General features: G+C 76.2%; 9 protein-coding genes. 2 read left to right on the forward strand and 7 right to left on the reverse strand.

The genetic code is table 11. The features are described from left to right. Positions 1-3,466: 3,466 nt before the first annotated feature. From LIX60_RS21315 to LIX60_RS21330, 4 genes are all read right to left on the reverse strand, one after another. Complete coding sequence (locus tag LIX60_RS21315; protein WP_019711337.1) at positions 3,467-3,625, reverse strand: DUF6760 family protein; 159 nt, start codon at positions 3,623-3,625, stop codon at positions 3,467-3,469. Continuing rightward, positions 3,622-4,110, reverse strand: a complete 489-nt coding sequence (locus tag LIX60_RS21320; protein ID WP_227959916.1) for a hypothetical protein — start codon at positions 4,108-4,110, stop codon at positions 3,622-3,624. The genes LIX60_RS21315 and LIX60_RS21320 overlap by 4 nt, the downstream gene beginning before the upstream one ends. Continuing rightward, on the reverse strand, positions 4,110-4,553 hold the full coding sequence (locus tag LIX60_RS21325; RefSeq protein ID WP_043472998.1) for a phage tail protein: 444 nt from the start codon (positions 4,551-4,553) through the stop codon (positions 4,110-4,112). Before LIX60_RS21325 ends, LIX60_RS21320 begins: the two co-directional genes overlap by 1 nt. 188 nt (positions 4,554-4,741) lie before the next feature. After that, entirely contained in the window at positions 4,742-6,373 is a 1,632-nt protein-coding gene (locus LIX60_RS21330; protein WP_227959917.1) for a phage tail sheath subtilisin-like domain-containing protein, read from the reverse strand. A gap of 558 nt (positions 6,374-6,931) precedes the next feature. Between LIX60_RS21330 and LIX60_RS21335 the strand changes: the two genes are divergently transcribed. After that, positions 6,932-8,296 (forward strand): ricin-type beta-trefoil lectin domain protein, encoded by a 1,365-nt coding sequence (locus tag LIX60_RS21335; RefSeq protein ID WP_265585630.1) that lies wholly within the window; start codon positions 6,932-6,934, stop codon positions 8,294-8,296. A 164-nt stretch (positions 8,297-8,460) separates the two neighbouring features. Here the strand turns inward: LIX60_RS21335 and LIX60_RS21340 are convergent, their stop codons facing one another. The 3 genes from LIX60_RS21340 to LIX60_RS21350 form a co-directional block, all read right to left on the reverse strand. Further along, complete coding sequence (locus LIX60_RS21340; protein WP_374117890.1) at positions 8,461-10,830, reverse strand: ATP-binding protein; 2,370 nt, start codon at positions 10,828-10,830, stop codon at positions 8,461-8,463. Positions 10,831-10,856: 26 nt separating this feature from the next. Then, a complete protein-coding gene (locus tag LIX60_RS21345; RefSeq protein WP_227959919.1) occupies positions 10,857-11,615 on the reverse strand; it encodes a DUF4255 domain-containing protein in 759 nt (252 codons plus the stop codon). 273 nt (positions 11,616-11,888) lie between these two features. Beyond that, positions 11,889-12,602 carry a response regulator transcription factor gene (locus LIX60_RS21350; protein ID WP_227959920.1) on the reverse strand — a complete coding sequence of 238 codons (714 nt, stop codon included), beginning with the start codon at positions 12,600-12,602 and terminating at the stop codon, positions 11,889-11,891. 371 nt (positions 12,603-12,973) lie between these two features. Between LIX60_RS21350 and LIX60_RS21355 the strand changes: the two genes are divergently transcribed. Then, positions 12,974-15,841 carry an AAA family ATPase gene (locus LIX60_RS21355; RefSeq protein ID WP_227959921.1) on the forward strand — a complete coding sequence of 956 codons (2,868 nt, stop codon included), beginning with the start codon at positions 12,974-12,976 and terminating at the stop codon, positions 15,839-15,841. Positions 15,842-16,087: the final 246 nt, after the last annotated feature.

Here is a 16,087-nt window from a genome sequence, read left to right on the forward strand (position 1 = left end):
GGGCCGGAGCCGTGCCGGTACGGGAGGCGGAGCGGGGAAGCGGCCCGCCGAGGCCGGCCACGGGCGTCGCGGCGCCGGCCGTGTCCGGCCGGGAAACGGGGGCGACGAGCCGCTGCACGGGGGCGGCAGTGTCGGGCATCGCGGGGGCGGAGGCGGACGGGGCGGGCCCCGGAGTGCCCGGTGCGTCCGGAGCGGCGGACAGACGCTGGACAGGTGTTCCCGCGGCCGTCGGCGTGGCACCGCTCCGGGTGCCCCGCCCGCCGGGTGTGCCCGGGGACCGGGTTGCCTGCGGCGCAGGCGCGGGCGCGGGGGCCGCGAGGGGCGCGGGCGGCCCGGGCGACGGTGCGCCGCCCGGGCCGCCCGGGGAAGCTCCGGCCGCGTCCGGGGCGGAGATCAGCCGCTGGACGGGGAGCGCCTCCGGTCCCGGCGCGCTCGCGGGGACGGCCGGAGCGGTGAGCGGGGCGTGTGCCCCGCCGGGTGACGGCGAACCGCCAGCGGATGCGGATGCAGGTGCGGATGCGGATGCCGCGTCCGTGCCCGGGGCGGGCACAGGTGTTCCCCCCTGGGCGAACGGACGAGGGGTGGGTCCGGCGACAGCCGTGCGCTGCACCGGCGTCTGCGTCTGTCCGGCAGCCGGAGCGGCGGAGTCACCCGTCCGCCGCCCGGCAGCGGGCGACGGGGCGGCGGCGCGCGGCGCGGCCTCTCCCGCGCCCGGCGCATCCGCACCGGCCGGCCGTGCCGGGCGGACGGACGCCCGGCGCCGCCCACTGCCGTCCCGCTGTCCTGCCGAAAGAGCGTTCGGCGAAGCGGAGTTCGAGGGAGTCGCGCCCTGTGAGGCGTCTCCCCGGGACACCCGCCCTGCGACCGGACGGACGGGGCCATCGCCCGCCTTCGCGCCGGGAGCACCGGGGGAACCGGGCCGCTGCCCGCTCCCCGGAGCGCCGGACCGTCCGGAGCCGGACGCGGTGGCGGACCGCTGGACGGTCGCGGACCCCGCCTCCGCGTGTACCGTGCCCGCCGTCTCCGCCGCCCCCGTCGGCGCGGGCGTCCGCGCGGTGACCGGGCCGCCGCCGGGCTGTGCGGGCCGGGCGGCCCGGTCGCCCGCACGGGAGTGTCCCGTCGTCCCGAGAGGCGTCCCGGGGCCGGGCCGCGGCGCCGGACCCGTCCGCTGCTCCGAGGAGGGGGCGGTCGCGCCCCGCGCGCCAGGGGGCGGCGGCGGGACGCGACCGGGGCCGGGGTCGCCGGCCCGCTCCGAGGGCGCCCGGTGGCCGGGTACGGCGGCCGGGGCGGCGGAAGCGGACCGCCGGGCCCGTTCCGTCGCACCGCGGTCCGCACCGCCCGGCCGCTCCGTGGCGGTCGCGGACGGCGGAGACGTGTGGGCGCGGGGACGGCGCTGCACGGCCGTGGCCGTTCCCGGTGCGGCGCCGGAGGTGCGGGACGGAGCCGCTGCCGGGGAATCCGCCCCACCCGCCGCCGCGCCGCCGCGCCGGCCGAGGGCCTCGCGGAGCCGTGCGCCGACGCCTCGGCTTCCCCGGCGGCCGGGGGAGTCCGGTGCCGGGGTGGCGCCGTCGCCGGTGTCCCCGGCCCGGGATCCGGCTTCCCGCGCCGCCGGAGCGGGACCGGAGGTTCCGGGCGCCGTGGACTGCGCGGACGAGCGCTGGACGGGCAGGCCCGGCCCGACGCCCCCGTGCGGGGCGCCGGTTGTCGTGGTCGCGGCCGGCCCGGCGGGGCCGGGGGTCCGGCCGTCCGGGGACGCGTCCCGTGAGGTCCGGTACGCGGGCGCGGGGTCGAGGCGGCGCATCCGGACGGCCGGTGCCGTGGCGGAACGCTGGACGGCGGGCAGCCCGGCCGGGCCGCCCCCGGCGAGCCGGAGCGGCCGGGCCGTGGCCAGCGGCCGGACCGGAGGCGGCGCCGGGCGGACGGCAGGCGCGGGGCGGGCCGCGGAGGGCGAGGCGGGACCGGAACCCGCCGCGGCGGCGGGGTCGGGCCCGGCCGGTGCGCTACCTGACCCCGGCCTCGATCCCGACCCCGATCCCGACCCCGATCCCGAGCCCGAACTCGGCCCCGGGTTCGCACCGGACCCGTCACCCGTCGCGGGGGAGGAGCCGGCGGCAGGCGCTGTGGTGGCCGCCGGGCCCGTACCGCCGGCCGCGCCGGAGCGCTGTCCGGCCGTGTCCGTGGCGGCCGGGCCGCTGCCGCCCCGGACCGGTCCCGTCGTGGAACCGGGCCGCGTGGCGGGGGAGTCCGGAGCGGCGGCACGCTGCACCGGGGTGCCGTCACCGGTCGCGGGACCGGTCAGCGGCACGGCGCCGGGAGGCGGGCCCGGCACCGGGGCGCCGAGCAGCGGCCGTCCGCGCGCGGCCTCGCCGGAACGGCGGGCGGGCGGCGGCCCGGAGGAGGGCCGGGGCGCGGAAGGCGTGGGAGGGGCGGAAGGGCCGGGAGGAGCGCCGGGGCCGCCCCGCATCCCCTCGCCCGCGGAGCGGTGAACGGTCACCGGGGCGGCGGACGGGAAGGACGAAGCAGCGGAAGGCGCCGAAGCCGGAGAGGCCGCGGTGGAAGGAGAAGTCCCGCCCCTCGCTCGGCTGTTCGGCCCCTGCCGCCCGGATTCCCCCGCGGATTCCCCCGCAGACGCAGAGGCGGACGCAGAGGCGGACGCGGACGCGGAGCCGGACCGGGCAGCCACCGGCAGCGCGCGCAGACCGGTGGCCGGGGCGGCGGCACCGCGTGCGGCGGTCGTCAGCGCGGCCCGGGGCCGGTCCGTGCCGGAGGACGTACGGACCGGGGCCACGGCGGGCCCGGTCGGCCGTGCCGCCGCCACGGCACGCTGAACGGCCCGCCCGGGAGCGGGCGCCACCGTGCCGTCCGTACGCGGTGCTGCGGCCTTCCCGGGCGGGCCCGGAGCGGCCGCGGCGGCAGGCCCGGTGGAGGCGGCCGGTGCGGCCGGTGCGGCCGGGGCGGAGCCGTCCGGCCCGCGGCTGCTGAGCAGGCCGTGGATGATCCCCGTCGGCGCGTCGTCGAGGACGGCGTGCGAGAGGCCCGGCCCGGAGAAGGAGGGGTTCTGCCAGGTCCGCAGGGCGCGGCCGAAGTCCGTGGACGCCACCGGCCCGCCGTGGGCGGTCGTCCGCTGGATCGGTGGCAGCGCGGACCGGTCACCCGGGTGGTGCGCTCCACCGCCCGGATGACCGGCCGGGGCCGCGGCCCCGTGTCCCGGGGTGCCGGAAGCCGTGTCGGGTCCCCCTCCCGGCACCCCGGAAGCCGAAGCCGCCGCCGGACCGGCGGAAGCCGGCAGCGAGGACGGCCCGGCGGGGGAAGACGGCGCGGCGGGAGAAGCGGCGGACGACGCCGGGGCGGACGACGGCGCCCCCGCGCCGGACCCGGCGCCCGCGTCGGCTCCGGCGCCCGCGCGGTCACCGGGACCGCCGGCACCGCGCCCCCGCAGCCGGTCCAGGATTCCCACCGTTCCCCCTCACCCCTCCGCGCCGGCGCGCGTGACGAGTTCCGCGATCCGCCGGGCGTAGGCCCGCCGGTCGCCGTGCTCCAGATCCAGAATGTCGTCCAGCGTCCAGTGGAAGTGGTAGGCGATGTACGCGACCTCCTCATGGATACGGTCGGTCGCGTACGTCACGATTCCCCCAGGCGGCTCCCGCCGAGCTCGACCTCGAACGGCTGCTCGCAGTGCGGGCAGGTCACCCCGGCGCGGGTGTGCCCCTCGGCGTTGACCTGGCGGTAGAAGTCCTGCAGAAAGGCCAGGTCGGAGGCGAACAGCTGCTCCACGATCCCGTCGTGCACCGCCGGCAGCGTGCCCAGCCGGGTGATGACCCGGCTGAGCAGCACCACCGACAGATAGGCCGGGTTCTCCTGGACCCGTACGTCCCGCAGCGGGACCAGCTCGTCGCGGGCGGTCGCCAGCCGCATCACGCCGTGCCGGTGCACCGCGCCCGCGTCGTCCACGTAGCCGCGCGGCAGTTCGAACTCGAACTCGGTCTGCAGCTGACGCCGCTGCTGCCGCGCGGGTGGCGGGGCCGGGCCGGTGCCGATGGCCGCCCGCTCCTCGCTGCTCAGCGCGTCGGGAACCGAGGGCGCGGCCAACCCGCTGACGGAACGGCGCATCAGTCCATGACCAGTTCTTCGTAGGTGATGGTCACGGTCTCGGTGAGCGCGGAGGCCTCGCCGGCCTTGACCGTGCTGGTGTCCACCTTGCGGGCCCACGCCTGGCGCAGGTTGTACCGCTTGACCGGGTTGTTCTCGTAGTCCATCACCACGATCGTGGCGTTCTTGCGGGCCGAGTTCATCGTGCCCGCCATGGAGGTGTCGATCCACTCGCTGAAGACGGACGACTGGGTCGCGCCGCGCACGACCGTGACCTCGCCCGCCTTGGCGACGCCCGGCATCTTCTTTGTGACCGGCTTGCCCTGGTCGGACACCTGCATGTACTCGATGACGTCCTGCTCCCGGGTCAGACCGCTGACCTCCTGGAGGAACTCGACCATGACGCCGTCGATCTGGATGCCGAAATTGTGTGAGGTGAGGGCGTCACCTGGCTGCAGACTCATGGAGCTGTGGTCCTTCTACTCGTTCCGCCGGTACGCGACGCGGCGGACTGCCCGTGAACCCCCCGCTGGCCGGGGAGGCATGACGGCTGATGACTGTTGACTGACGGAGAGCGGGCCGGCGGCCGGCGGGCGACGGCTGACAGACGGTGAGGCCTGTCGGCGCGTGCCGCCCCGGCGCTGGGCGCGGGTCACTCGTCCAGCTGGCCGCCGCCGTCGGAGAACTGCGCCAGCCGGAAGATCACGAACTCGGCCGGCTTCACCGGTGAGACGCCGATCTCGCAGATGACCCGCCCGAGGTCCACCGACTCCGAGGGGTTGGTCTCCTCGTCGCACTTGACGTAGTACGCGTCCTCCGGCCGGGCGCCGAACAGGGCGCCGCTGCGCCACTCGTTGACGAGGAACGCCGAGACGTTCCGCCGGATCCGGGCCCACAGCGCGTGGTCGTTGGGCTCGAACACCACCCACTGGGTGCCGATCAGGATCGACTCCTCCAGGTAGTTGAAGTACCGGCGGACGTTGAGGTAGCGCCAGGCCGGGTCGGAGGAGAGGGTGCGGGCGCCCCAGACGCGGATGCCGCGGCCGGGGAAGGCCCGGATGCAGTTGACGCCGACGGGGTTCAGCAGGTCCTGCTCGCCGCGGGTGATCTGCAGCTCCAGGTCGACGGCGCCGCGCACCACCTCGTTGGCGGGCGCCTTGTGCACGCCGCGCTCGGAGTCGTTGCGGGCCCAGATGCCCGCCACATGGCCGCTCGGCGGAACGAGCCGCGGCTGGCCGGAGGACGGGTCGAAGACCTTGATCCAGGGGTAGTAGAGCGCCGCGTACTTGGAGTCGTAGCCCGCGGTCTCCTGGCGCCAGACCCGGACCTCGCGGGCGTTGAGCCCCGGCGGCGGGTCGATGACGGCGACGCGGTCGCCCATCAGTTCGCAGTGTGCGATGAGCCCGAGCTGGACGGCCTTGACCGCCTCCAGGTCGATGGCGCCGCGCTGGTAGGCCGCCATCAGGTCGGGGACGGCGACCATGGAGATCTCGTCCACGGCCTCCAGACCGCCGAAGCCGGTGCGGTCGGCGGAGTCACCGAGGTACTCGCCCGGTCCGGCCTGGCCGTTGCCCGCCGGAGCCACACCGCCGCGGTCGGCTCCCCGGGGCGCCACGGCGCCGGCCGGGGCGGGCAGCGCCACCGTCTGGTTCTCGGGACGCGCCAGCTGCGCGGCGGGCGCGGCCTCCTCCACGGTGATCAGCCGGGACCGTTCCCGCACCTGGCTGACGACGTAGGTGCGGCCGCTCTTCTTGTTCGCCGTGACGTCGAAGGTCTCGACGGCCCGGTCGCCGTCCTTGACGATCAGCCGGAAGCGCTCGGCGGGCCCCTCGCCCTCCGGGTCGGCGACCTCGACGCTCAGCCCGGCGCCGCTCTCACCGGGGGCGATCGCGGCCACCCTGAACTTGCCGAGCTGGCGCGGCTCACCGGCGGGCAGGGCCGCCGGACCGTCGCCGGCCGCGTCCCTCCCGCTCCCGTTACGGGTGCCGCCCGTGCCGGCCGTACCGGACTCCCCGCCGGGCACTCCGCCGACGCGGACGACATAGGCGGCGCTGCCGCCGTTGTTGAAGAAGCCGTAGACGGAGTGGGCGAGGAAGTACCCGTCGGTGAAGTCACCGAAGGCCGCCACGTACTGCGTCCAGTTGGTCACCAGCGTCGGTTCGTTGAGCGGCCCCTCCGGAGCGAGGCCGACGAAGGCCGCCACGGAGGTGCCCACCCCCTCGATGGGACGAGAGCCACTGGCCACCTCCTCCACGTAGACGCCCGGTGACAGATACGACGGCATGCTGGGCTCTCCTCGGAGTACGCGATGTGACGCCGCCAGCCTCACCGAGCCCGCCCCCGGCGGAAACGGTCACGGGTACCCGGCCGGGGGCACGGCGGCTGCCCGTACGGGCAGGGGGCGCACGCCAACCGGGGGGCCCGCCGCAGCGGGTCCCCGCCGGGGCCGCCGCCCGGCCGGCGGTGCCGCGCCGGTGCCGCCCCCGCCGCGGGTACGGGACAGGCCGCCGTGCGGAGGGCGGGACGCGGGAACCGGCGGACGGACCGGTGCACGCCCGCGGGTCGTCCGTTACACCCCGGCCCGGACAGTCAAGTCATGCCCCCTCCGGGCGGAGGAGAGGCTGTCCGGCAGGCCCTGTCCGAGGGCAGTGTCCCCGGCCCTTCCGTACAGCCCTCCGCCCGCCCGCCGCCCGCCGGTGGCGCCGGCCGGGCCGTCCCCCTCCCGGCCGCGGGCCCGCGCCGTGCCGAAGAGGCAGCCGCGCGGCGCCCGTTGGGGCATCGGTCCTGCCTCGTCTCCTGGTGACCGGCTCCGGCGGGGATGGCTAGCGTCGGGCGCGTGAGTATGTGGACTTCTCTTGAGCCGGCTTCGACGACCGTTGACCCCGGCGGCACCACGACGGTGCGGCTGCGGATCCGGAACACCGGCGACGTGGTGGACGAGTACCGCGTCGTCCCGGTGGGCGACCCGGCCCTGTGGGTGCGCGCCGACCCGGCCGCCCTGAAGGTGTATCCGGGGCAGACGGGGACGGTCGAGCTGCGGTTCTCGCCGCCGCGGTCGCCCGACGCGACCGCCGGACCCAATCCGTACGGTGTGCAGATCGTGCCGACGGAGCATCCGGAGGCGGCCACGGTGGTGGAGGGCAACCTCACCATCACGCCGTTCACGGAGGTGCGGGCCGAACTGGTGCCGCCCGTCACCAAGGGACGCTTCCGCGGACGCCCCGTCCTCGCGGTGGACAACCTGGGCAACACCCGGCTGACCGCGTCGGTCACCGGCGGCGACCCCAGCGACCAGCTCGGCTTCGACATCCACCCGAGCAGTCTGCAGATCGAACCCGGCCGCGCCGCCTGGGTGAAGTCGAGTGTGCGGCCGAAGGAGGTCACCTGGTTCGGGCGGAAGGAGATCCGTCCCTACGCCCTGGCCCTCCAGCGTTCGGGCACCGAGCCGCTGAACGTCGAGGGCACCTACGTCCAGCGCAGCGTCTTCCCGCACTGGGTGATGGCCACCTTCGGTCTGCTGCTCGCGCTGGGCATCGCCTTCGCGATCATCTGGTTCGCCCGCGGCCCGCAGGTCACGACCCTCGCCACCGAGAAGGCCGCGGCCGCCGGGGAGAAGCCCCAGGAACTCGCACCGCCGTCCCCGAGCCCGTCGGCGCCGGCCGGCCCCTCGGTGTCGGCGCCACCGGAGCAGGAGGAGCCGAAGCAGCCCGAGAAGCCCCAGGAGGACGAGGACGGCGGAGACGGCGGCGGTGGTGGTGGCGGTGATGCCGAGTCCGAGGAGAAGGCGCCTGCGAAGAAGAAGGAACCGTCCGCCACCGGCACCTTCGTCAGCGACGACTCCGGCAAGTGCCTGAGCAGCACCGACGGCCTGGACGGCACCCAGCTCGTCATCGAGACCTGCCGGGAGGGCTCCGCGGGGCAGACCTGGAAGGCGGAGAGCGACGGCACGTTCCGCTCCCAGGGGATGTGCATGGACGTGGCCTGGGGCAAGCACGAGGACTTCACCGACATCCAGATCGCCAACTGCAACGGGCAGCCCGCCCAGCGGTTCGAGATGAACGAGCAGCGGGCCCTGCGCGCCGTGGACTCCGGCAAGTGCGTCGACATCTTCGACCACCAGAAGGCCGACGGCAGCGTCGCGGTGCTGTGGCCCTGCAACGGCGCGACCAACCAGCTCTGGAAGTTCAACGGCCGGCTGCCGGCCTGAACCACCGGGACCGGGCGGCCGGCCTCCCTCCGGGCCGGCCGTCCTCCCGGACAGGCGTTCCCCGGACAGCCGTTCACCTTGGGCCGGCCCGTGGCGGCCCGCGCCACGGCGGGACGCGGCCCCGGCCCGGAGGGGTCACCCGCCGTGGCTGCGTGCCCGGCCGGTCACCAGCCCCTGCCGGCCGACGGCACCAGCCGTCCCGCCTTGCGGTACTCGCGCCGCGCCCCGGCCAGCAGGTCCTCCGGGCCCACCGCCCCGCCCCGGGCCGCCGCCGCGTACGCCGCCGTGACCACGGCGCTGCGGATCGCGCCACCCGACAGCTCGAACTCCTCCGCGCAGGGCCTCGCGTCGAGACCCTCCTCGCAGGGCACGGCCGCCAGACTGTTGTGCCACAGCGCGAGGCGCTGCTCCGCGTCCGGGAACGGAAAGTCGATCACCAGGTCGAGCCGGCGGGTGAACGCCTCGTCGATGTTGGCCCGGAGATTGGTGGTCAGCAGCGCGATGCCGTCGAAGGACTCCAGCCGCTGGAGGAGATAGGCGCTCTCCATGTTGGCGTAGCGGTCGTGCGAGTCCTTCACCTCGGAGCGCTTGCCGAACACGGCGTCGGCCTCGTCGAAGAGCAGCACCGCGTCCGTGCGGTCGGCCTCGGTGAAGATGCGTTCGAGGTTCTTCTCGGTCTCGCCGACGTACTTGTCGACAACGGAGGAGAGCTGGACGACATAGAGGTCGAGACCCAGTTCGGCGGCCACGACCTCGGCCGACAGGGTCTTGCCGGTGCCGGACTCGCCCGCGAACAGGCCCAGCACTCCGCGGCCCCGGCCGCCGCCCGCGCTCAGCCGCCACTCGCCCAGCACCCGGTCCCGGAACCGGGACCGCAGGGCCAGTTCGCGCAGTTGTTCCAGCGGGGTCTCGGGGAGGACGAGATCGTCCCAGTCCACGGCGGGCCGGATGCGGCGGGCGTGCCGCTCCAGACCGGAGGCGGACTGCTGGCGCGCGGCCAGCCGGAGGTGGGCGGCGGTGAGCGGGGTGCCGTCGAACGCGGCCAGGCCGTGCGCGGCCCCGGCGGCGCGCCGGATCTGCTCGTCGCCGAGCCGGTAGGCGGCGGTGACCCGGGCCAGATCGAGCCCGCCGTCACTGCCGTCACCGCCGTCGCCCGCGCTCTCGTCCAGGCCCAGCGCCTCGGCCCAGACGGCGGCGGCACCGGCCGTCCGCCGGGGGGCGTCGAGGGCGAGCGGCGCGGAGTGCTCCCCGGACCACTGCGGGTCGTACGGCTGTGCCCCCGTGAGCAGCACCGGTACGTCGCCCACGGAGAGCCCCCGGACCAGCGGGGCCGCCGCCTCGCCGTCCGGCAGCGGAGCCACGACGATCGCGCAGTCGCGCAGCCGGGCCTCGCGCAGCAGTGCGGTGAGCGGCGGCGGATCGGCGGAGTGCGCGGGCGGGTGCGCCGCCGTGTGCTCCGCGGGGTGGTGGCCGTCCGTGTACGCCGTCCCGCCGGCCGGGGGCGGGGTGACCAGCAGCGCTTCCCGGCCCGCCGCCCGCAGCGCGGCGAGAGCGCAGGAGAGCCCGTCGCCGGGACGGTTCTCGCGCAGATGCGCCAGCAGGGGGCCCGCGGCCAGCCGGGCGGCGAGCCGGTCCGTGAAGGTATCGGGTCCCCCGGCCCCTCCGCCCCGTGCGCCGGTACCGGCCGTGTCCGCCGCCGGCAGCAGCCGGGCGTGTCCGGCGAGGGCCGCGTCCGGGGTGTCGTCGCCGAGCAGATGGGCGGTGACGCGGTCGGGGACGCGCAACGAGCGGGAGAGGAACGGGCGTTCGTCCTCCTCGACGAGGAGCAGCCCGCTCGCGCGCAGCGGCGCGGACGGATGGAGCCGGGCCCGGGCGGCGGCCGAGCCCGCGGGCAGGCCGCACAGGTCGAGCACCAGTCCGGTGGTGGCGCGGCGCCGGCCGACGTCGTCGTTGAGATAGCCGTAGAGGGGTTCGAAGGTCCGGTCGACATCGGGGGCGAGCGCGGCCAGCAGGATGCGTACGTCCAGCAGGGCCAGGCCGAAGCGGGCCGCCAGCCGCGGCAGCCGGTCGCCCGGGTGCGCGGGGGCGCCGGGCGGCTGTTCACCACCGCCGACGTCACCGCCGACGTCACCGCCGAGACCACCGCCGACGTCACCGCCCACGTCACCGCCGAGACCACCGCCGACGTCATCGCGCGCGTCGGCACCGGTGCCGCCGTCCTCACCGGCCAGGGGTGTGCCGCCGGCCGTGCGGAGTGCGTGCCGTATCGCGTCGGGGGAGAGGTACAGGCCGCGCAGCGGGTCGTCCGCGGTCGGGTCCCCGGCGCTGCGCAGCTCCACCAGGGCCGCGGCGTGTTCGCGCAGGCGTGTGAGCCGGGCGGTCAGGGCCGCGGCGGAGCCGGTCGCCCGGCCGCCCCGGAGGCCGGTGCGGTCCGTGCCGTCCGCCCGCCCCGCACGGGCTGCGCGGCCGGTACGGTCCGCTGGGTCCGCTGGGTCCGCTGGGTCCGGAAGGTCTGCGGGCTCTGCGGGGTTCATGGGATCCGTGAGGTCGGGGAAGGCTGTCACCGGGGCCGTGCTCCGCCCTTGCGGCGGTCCTCCGCCCCGGCGGCCCCGCGGTCACCGGACGGTGATCCGGGCCCTCCTCCGGACCCGGGTCCGGAGACACCGGCACCGGTACCGGCGCCCCCGGCCAACTGCCGCAGGTGGCGAGTCCGGTGGTGCCGTTCGGGCGAGCCGTCCAGGGTGCCGTCCAGCCCGCGTACCCGGACCCCCGCGCCCTCGGTGACCGGCGGTCCGGCCGCGTACTCCGGCACGGCCGGGAAGGGAGCGGTGACCACCACGTCCAGCGACGGCTTCAGCTCACCGCCCAGCGCCGACCAGATGTCGGCGAGGGAGCGCGACTCGGCCGGCGGCACCCCGATGGTGATCGGCACGGAGAGCCCGAGCTCCGCCAGGGCACCCGTCAGCTCCGAGGGCGTCAGCACCTCGTGCGGGAGCAGTGTGGCCATGACGGCGGAGAGCAGCCGGTGTTCGTCCTCCGGCCGCTTGGTCCAGGCGGTGACCAGATATGACAGCCGGAACCAGCGGGGTGGCTGACGGCGCTTCAGTACGATGCCCTGGGCATCCTTCACGGAGACCGCGCCGCGCTGCCGCCGCTCGGTGTCCTCGCGGATGTCGTACAGATAGGCGTCGATCGTCGGGGTGTTGCGGCGCGCGGCCCAGTCGCGGCTCGGAGCCTCGAAGGAGACCTCCACATCCGTACCGGAGAACACACCACCGCGCAGGAGGCCCTTCAGAACGTGGTCGACCTCATGAATCACCGTGCTGTCCGGCCCTTCCCGTTCCGCTGTCCCGCGCTGCCGCACGGTTCCCCGCGCCATCCTGCCGCCGCCGGGGCCCCTCCGTCCCGTGCCGGGGGGACGGCGCGGGGGCAGTCCCGGCTGCCCGTACGGACCGTGCCGCCGCCCGGGCGGCCGGCGGGCGCGGGACCGCCGGCCCCGTGTCCCGGCCGCCCGGCCGGGAGAGCACACGGCGGCTCCTGCAGGGCGTGGACGGCGTACCAGGCGTATGAGGCGTACCAGGCGTACGAGGGATCAGATGTACCCCTCGCGCAGCGCGTAGGCGACGGCGTGCGCCCGGTTGCGGAGCTGGAGCCGGGTGGTCAGTCCGTGCAGCACGTTCTTCACGGTGCGCTCGGAATAGGACAACTTTCCGGCGATCTCCCGGGTGTCCATGCCCTCGGAGACCAGCCGGAGGATGTCGATCTCGCGCGGCGCGAGTCCGGCGGGGCTGCCGCCGGGCTGCTGCGCGGCGTTCCGCTGGAGCCGTCCGACCTGGTTGATCAGCCGGCCCAGCAGATCGGAGGGCAGATCGCCCTCGCCGCGGGCCGCGGCCACCACGGCCTGCAGCAGCCGCTGGTCGGTGGCCTCGTGGCGCCAGAGGATGGCGCCGACGCCGCACTCGATGACCTGGAGCAGTTCGGCCTCCCGGATGACACCCGTGACCAGGACGGCGTTCAGGCCGTCGGTCCGCACGAGTCTCCGCAGCCGCAGCATCGTGGTCTCGTCCAGCCGGTCCGCGAGCACCACGGCGACGGTGCGGACACCGCTCCGCGCCTCCGCGGGGCGCGCCTCCCCGGCGCGGGCGCCGTTGGTGCGGCTCTCCAAGCCCCGTGTCTCGCCCACGAGTTCGACCTCGGGGCGCTGCCGGAGCTGGCTGACCGCGCCGGCTCTGGTGATCGGGTCGGAGGCGTGGATGACCACGGGTATCCGTTCGACCGTCGTCGTGCTCTTGAACGTCGTACGCACGTCTTCCCCCACTTCCGGAACTCCGGGTCACCGGTTCCGTCTGCTGCTGCTGCTCGGCGGCCGGACGGCGGCGACGGCGCCGGCACCACTGTCCGAGGGACCGCTTGCCGCACGTCTCATACCGTCATTGACGGGATATTGGCGACAAAAGTTCATTCTGTGACGGGATTTGTGTCCGACGCCACCGAGCACAGGTTTCCCCGCAGAGACGTCCCCCTGCAATCGTGGTCAACCACGAGAAGACCACGGACTCAACCATGGGAGCGCTCCCGGCATCTCTTCATCCGACGCGGAGAACGCGATTCCGCCGACCGGCCCCGCCGCGGAGCCACGTTCCGCCGGGGTGTGACGCAGACACCGGAGAGGTCCCCATGAACGGGAGCACGATGACGGGCGCGACCGCGGAGCTATGCGACCTCGCCGGCCTGCGCGAACGCCGCGACGTGCTGGACCGGGTGTCCGCCGACGCCGCCCGCGCCCGGGCCGGCACCGGCCGTGTCGTCCTGGTGTGCGGCCCCACCGGCACCGGCCGGAGCGCACTGCTGGAGGCGGTCGCCGCCCGGGAGCCGCGGCGGGGCATGCGCGTCCTGCGGGCCCGCTGCTCCCCGGAGGACTCACGCGCCGAATTCGCCGCCGTGGCCGAACTCCTGGACGCGGACCTGCGGCCCCCCGCCCCTGACCGGCAGGCCTGGGACGAGCCGGGAACCGGGGAGGACCACTCCCTGCACGGGACCGGACGGGCCGCCCGGCTCTGGCGGCTGCTGCGCTCCCACGCGGCCGCGGGACCACTGCTGCTCCTGGTGGACGACGTGCACCTGGCCGACCCGTCCTCGCGCGGCTGGTTCGTCCGGGCCGCCCGGCTGCTCGACCGCTTACCCGTCCTGCTGGTCCTCACCGAGCGCTCCCAGTACGACCTGGACCCGCCACCGCCGTGCCTGCTGCGTACCCTGCCGTCCACACTGTTCAGCTTCCACACGCTCGCCCCGCTGAGCTTCCGCGCCGCCGCCGAACTGGTCCGCGAGCGGCTGGGCGCGGGGCTCCCGCCCGGCTGGATCGACGGCTGCCTGCGCGCGACCGGCGGCGTGCCGCTGTTCCTCCACGCCCTGCTGACCGACCTGGGGCGGCTGACGGCGGTCACCGGCGGCGCGGGAGCCTTCCCGGACACCGGGGCGCGGCTGTACTCCAGCCACTACACCACCATGATCGCCTGGGCGCTGGAGAGCGCCGGCCCGGCCACCGCCGAACTGGCCCGCACCCTCGCCGAACTGGACACCACCGGCGACACCGCGCTGCTGGCGGACGTCGCCGGGACCGATCCCGGCCGGACCGGGCGCTGGATCGACGCCATGGCGAGCTCCGGACTCGTCGTCCGCGCCGGGCCCGGCGCCCCGCCCCGCGTCGCGCACCCGCTGCTGCGCGACGCGGTCCTCGACGGCTGGCCGCACCGGCGCCGGCAGGAGGTCCACCGCGCGGCGGCCGAACTCCTGTATCAGCGCGGTGAATCCGCCGGTGCGGTGGCCCGCCGGCTGCTGTCCGTGCCGGCCGTCGGCGCCGAGTGGGCGGTCAGCGCGCTGCTGGAGGCGGCGGCCACCGCGGTGCGCGAGGGCCGGACCCGGCCCGCCGGCGACTTCCTGCGCCGCGCCCTCGACGAGCCCCTGTCGCGAGAGCGCCGCGGGCAGGTGCTGACCGAACTCGGCTGCCTGGAGGCCGACGCCGGGCGCCCCGTCGGCGTACGGCACCTCGCCGAGGCCGTGCCGCTGCGGCAGCCCACGGGCTCCGGACGGCTCCGCACCACCGTCGCCCTCGGCACCGCCCTGGCCCGCGGCGGCGATGTACAGGCGGCTCTGGAGATCCTGCGCAACCTCTGCGAGGAACTGCCCGACCGCTCCGCCCAGGCCCGGGCCGCACAGGCCGCCGGCGCGCTGCTCTCCGCGTACGACCGGGCGAGCTGGCTGCGGGTGATGGCCGGGCTGCGCCATGTCGCCGCACACTCGCCGGACCGGCTCGACCAGGCCGAACGGGCCCTCCTGGTCCGCTACGAGGCGACCGCCGGGCTGATCTCCGCCAAGAACGCGGTGGAGCGTCTCTGCGTACTGTCGAGAATCCCCGCCGACCCCGCCCTGGCGCCGTACGTCCTGGCCACCGTCGCGGCCGTCCTCCAGTGGGCCGAACGGTACGAGGAGGTCGACCGCATCATCGGGGAAGGGCTCTCCGCGTACCGGCCGGTGGCGCTCAACCCGGCCCTGCACGCCCTGGCGGACACCCGCGCGGACGCCGCCGCGGCCCGCGGCCGGTACGGCGACCTGCTGTCCGACCCCGCCGTCCGGGCGGTCCTGGAGAACCCCCGGCCCGGCGGCCCGGCCGACGCCTCCGCCCTCCAGGGTTCCGTCAACATCCTCTCCCAGGCCGTACTGGCGCTGCTGGAGACCGGACGCCGGGACGAGGCGTGGCGGCTGGCCGACCGCATCGCCCCGCACGGCCCGCGCGACTCCTGGGAGTGGAACCGCTTCCTCCACGCCCGGGGCGAGCTGCGGGCCGCGGACGGCGACTACTCCTCCGCGCTCGCGGACTTCCGGGAGTGCGGCCGGCGGCAGACGGACCGCGAAGTGCTGAGCCCGGTCGTCACCCCCTGGCGGTCCGGCGCGGCCGAGTGCCTGCGGCGGCTGGGCCGGACGGCCGAGGCGCTGGAACTCGCCGAGGAGGAGTACCGGCTGGCCCTCGTCTGGGGCACCCCCCGGACCGTGGGACGGGCGCTGCGGGTACTGGGCACCGTCACCGGCGGCCGCCGCGGCACGGAGCTGAGCCAGCGGGCCGTGACCGTGCTGCGCACCGCCCCCGAGGGCGTGGAACGCGAACTGGTGCTCGCGCTCATCGCGCTGGGCGACCGGCTGACCGCCGCCGGGGAACGCGGCCGGGCCCGGACGGTGCTGCGCGAGGCGGCGGGCCTGGCCGGGGAGCTGGGCGCCCGGCGGATGGTGGCGGCGGCCGAACGGTCGCTGGTGGACAGCGGGGCGCGGGTGACGCGGGTCCACAGCGGGGTGGCCGCACTGACGGAGAGCGAGCGGCGGATCGCCGGGCTCGCCGCCGAGGGGCGGACGAACGCGGAGATCTGCGAGCTGCTGCACCTGGCCCGGCGGACCGTGGAAACCCACCTGACCAGCGCCTACCGCAAGTTGGGCATCCGGCGGCGCTCGGAGCTGCCGGCGGCGCTCGGCCCCCTCTCCGACGGCGGGGCCTGAGCGCCGGGGCGGGGACGGGCCCGGGGCGGGGCGGACGCGGCCCCGTCGGCCCGTCCTGCGCGAGGGGCGGCGCCGCCCCGCCCCCGCCCCGCCTCCATCCCTCCGCGCTCCGTGCCCGTACCGAAAGCTTTCAGCGTGCATCCGGTAACGGTCGGATGCACGGCCCTTGTCCCGTAAGGCGCCTGTGGCGTGCGGTTCTGAGGGCGCGTCATGACCAGGCTGTCCGATCCATTGTTGTTCCGGAAC

The sequence above is a fragment of the Streptomyces sp. S07_1.15 genome, from assembly GCF_020739505.1.
In the GTDB taxonomy this organism is placed as follows: domain Bacteria; phylum Actinomycetota; class Actinomycetes; order Streptomycetales; family Streptomycetaceae; genus Streptomyces; species Streptomyces xinghaiensis.